General features: G+C 74.6%; 1 protein-coding gene. It reads left to right on the top strand.

Translation table 11 applies throughout. The features are described 5' to 3' along the window. Nucleotides 1-195: 195 nt before the first annotated feature. Nucleotides 196-613: hypothetical protein (locus KUM32_RS33250; RefSeq protein WP_217145643.1), on the top strand; the 418-nt coding region annotated here is incomplete at its 3' end.

The following is a 613-nucleotide window of genomic DNA, read 5'->3' as shown; positions in this document are numbered from 1 at the left end:
CGCCAGCCGCGGTGCCACCGCCAGGCACCGCTCGGCCCACCCCTGGCGCCCGCCGCCTCGGCCCGCCAACTCGCCCAGCCCACAGCGGACTTACCCGACCACGTACCCGCCGACCCGACCGCACGCGACCGCACCACCCCGAATACGGAGCGCTGAAGTGACCCCAGGCATACCGTCGCCGGCAGGGCCGCCGCCATGGACGTGAGCACCGCCCGTGGCGCGCCGGCACCCCTGCCGCTCCTGGTGCTGCGCAGTTGCAGTTGCCGGTTCGCCGCCTACTACTGGATGGGGTTCCTCGCCGGGCTCGCCGCCGTGGACCACCTCACCGTGGGCCGCGCGCTGGCGGCCGTGCCGATGTGGCTGGCCTTCTGCGTCGGCACCGAGTCCGTCAACCGGATCGCCGACCGCGAGGCCGACGTCGTCAACCGGCCCGAGCGCACCGCCCTGTGCGAGGCGATCGGCTGGCGCCGGCTCACCCGTATCGCCGTCGGCGCCTGGCTGGTCTTCGCGGCCAGCGGGGCCGCGCTGTTCGCGCTGGACCCCGAACCGGCCTTCGCCGCGATGATCGTCGTGGACATCGCCATCGCCATCGGCTACTCGATCGGCCCGGCCT

The sequence above is a fragment of the Streptomyces sp. AC627_RSS907 genome (assembly GCF_019049165.1).
The sequence above is the reverse complement of the archived record's forward strand: the minus strand, read 5'-3'. Positions and strand labels throughout refer to the sequence as shown.